This is a genomic window from Mesorhizobium sp. M7A.F.Ca.CA.001.10.2.1 (assembly GCF_003998575.1).
In the GTDB taxonomy this organism is placed as follows: domain Bacteria; phylum Pseudomonadota; class Alphaproteobacteria; order Rhizobiales; family Rhizobiaceae; genus Mesorhizobium.
Window position 1 is genome coordinate 1 of the sequence record NZ_RZQY01000806.1, and the last position, 2,382, is coordinate 2,382.

The window sequence follows — 2,382 nt, forward strand, 5'->3', positions numbered from 1 at the left end:
GGGCTTTCTTGCCTTGGTTGCCATTGGACCGAATCCCTCTTTTGGCACAATTGCCGTGTCGGGATAACGCCCTGAAAGTCTTAAGGTTCCCCTTGCGCAATCCGTCGAATCAAGCGGAAAGGCCGATCACCAGATCGGCAGCCCGGCGCCGCGCGAGCACGCGTTCGATGTTGGGCAGGTCGTTGGACGCGATCCAGGCGCGCGCATCTTCATCGGAGCGGCCATGTCCGTGCCAGCGCTCCATCAGGCGGCGCTCGAGCTCGTTGCGCGGCACGTCGACGAAGATCGAGAAATCGAACAGCGGCGCCAGCCGCGACCACGGCTCTTCGTCGAGCAGCAGATAGTTGCCCTCGACCAGGATGAACTTGGTTTGCGTGGCGACGATCGAAGCAGCGGCGCGTGACAGTTCCATGCTGCGGTCGAAGACCGGGATGGCGATGTCGGGTTCGCCGGCACGGATACGCTTCAGCAGGGCCTCAAACCCGGCAAAGTCGAAGGTTTCCGGCGCGCCCTTGCGCGCGCGCAGGCCGCGCCGCTCGAGCACTGCGTCGTCATAGTGGAAGCCGTCCATCGGCACGACCTCAGCCGCCCCTTCGGGCAGCAGTTCATGCAGCCTTGCCGACAGCGTCGACTTGCCGGAGCCTGGTGGACCGGCAATGGCGACGATGAAGCGCTTTGCCTTGCCGGCGCGTTTGAAGATGGTGGCGGCGAGATGGGCGATTTCGGACATGAGAGCCTCGCTTGCCTGGATGATCGGCACGATAATTTCCGCTGTATCTTGTCGGCAGTTGGCGGAAATTTCAAATCGGGATTTGAGCTATTGGAGGCGGTCTTTTGCCAAAGTTGGCGCCGCCCCTCATCGCCCTGCCGGGCACTTCTCCCCGTATAGTGACGGGGAGAAGGGGCCAGCCGCAATCTCGGCGCCTACTCTGTAACGCTGGTAGTTGGCGAAATCGGTGATGAGAGCACCCCTCTCCCCGTCACTATACGGGGAGAGGATGCCGGCAGGCAGGTGAGGGGCGGCGCCAACTTTGGCAATTGATGGGAACCCCTGAACGAACAGAAGTAAACTGTGCTGTTCGTTCAGGCAGCCACAGGCTGCCCAATACGCAGGAAATCGCTGTCGAAGGGAACCTCCCGCGCCGCGCCACCGGCCGTCAGCCGCATGCGGCCATCCGCCGTCGTGAGCTCCTGCGGTGGCTCGCCGCCAGATAGCGGCATGGCGCCGATGACATGGCGAAAGGAAACGCTTTGGCTTTCGTCCAGCGCAAAGGCGGTCGCTACCCCTTCGCGCCTCAGCCAGTTGTCGCCGATCGAGGCGGCATGGCCGACGGCGGCGCGGCCATCCTCGATGCCGAGCACGCCAAGGTGGCGGCCGCTCCAGGGCGCGTAGTCGCGCCCGCCATTGCTGAGCCACAGCATGGTGATCGGTAGCTCGGCAGGGTTCTTCAGCACCAGCACCAGATCGTCCTCGGCCTGGCGCGCCAGCGCGGTCCAGCCCGGTCCGCCATGATCTGTCTCGACCAGCGTGAGGAAATCCTCGCGCAGGTCGCCCATGCGGTATTCCGTCAGGTCGAGCGTACCGCCGCCTGCGGCGGGAAAAAGGCCGAGATCGGCGGATCGTGCCGGATAGGCCAGCAGGAAGCGGCCGCGTGCGGGATCCGGCTCCAGCGGGTCGTCCAGCGTCGCGGCAAACCGCTTCGGCGAAAAGGCCAGCCTGCCGCCGCCCGTCATTGTCGTCATCGGGTGATGCGCGACCGAAATCGCACCATGGCCGCCGGAAAACACATGTTCCTGGTAGAGGAAGGGATGGCCGTCGCGCAGCGTCAGGATCTTGTCGATCGAAGCGCCCATCACCTTGTGCCGCAGGCGATAGACCGCGCGCCAGCCATCGTCTGTCGCGGCACTTTCGACGACATCCCAGGCGCTGTTGGCCGGCCAGCCATGCAGCGGCGCTTCCTCGACATCGCTGCGCGAAAACGGCGCGCAGAGGAAATCGCCGGACAGCCGAACGGTGCCTTCCGGCAAATTGTCCGGCAGTGTCTCGTTCGCATCGACCCAGGGTGCGCGGTGCAGCGGCTTCAGCTGCCGCCCGCCACCCTCGACGACCATGTCGGCGATGTGGCCGACCGTGAGGTCGAGCGAAACCGAAATGCCCCGGGCCTTGATGGTGTGGATGGTCATTGCGCTCTCACCGATTCTGCAGGCGCAAACTGGCCTGTTCGGCGGCACCTGCGCAAGCACTGCGACAGGCATTTTGCATCAGCGCCCTTTCACCCTCCCCCTTGTGGGGAGGGTCGGCGAGCGGCCGGAGCGAAGCGGAGATCGTTCGACGGGGTGGGGGTCTGGCGCCGGCGTCACCCCCACCCCGATCCGCTGGGC

Annotated in this window: 2 protein-coding genes; both read right to left on the minus strand. The window is 64.9% G+C overall.

Translation table 11 applies throughout. The annotated features are described in order from the left end of the window. Positions 1-109 precede the first annotated feature (109 nt). Entirely contained in the window at positions 110-730 is a 621-nt protein-coding gene (locus tag EN964_RS31980; RefSeq protein ID WP_127267261.1) for a nucleoside triphosphate hydrolase, read from the minus strand. Between the two features lie 353 nt (positions 731-1,083). After that, complete coding sequence (locus EN964_RS31990; RefSeq protein WP_127277232.1) at positions 1,084-2,184, minus strand: hypothetical protein; 1,101 nt, start codon at positions 2,182-2,184, stop codon at positions 1,084-1,086. Positions 2,185-2,382: the final 198 nt, after the last annotated feature.

What these genes read in the sequence shown, in the direction of transcription:
- EN964_RS31980 (WP_127267261.1), bottom strand. Translation starts at nt 730, where the DNA reads ATGTCCGAAATCGCCCATCTCGCCGCCACCATCTTCAAACGCGCCGGC.
- EN964_RS31990 (WP_127277232.1), bottom strand. Translation starts at nt 2,184, where the DNA reads ATGACCATCCACACCATCAAGGCCCGGGGCATTTCGGTTTCGCTCGAC.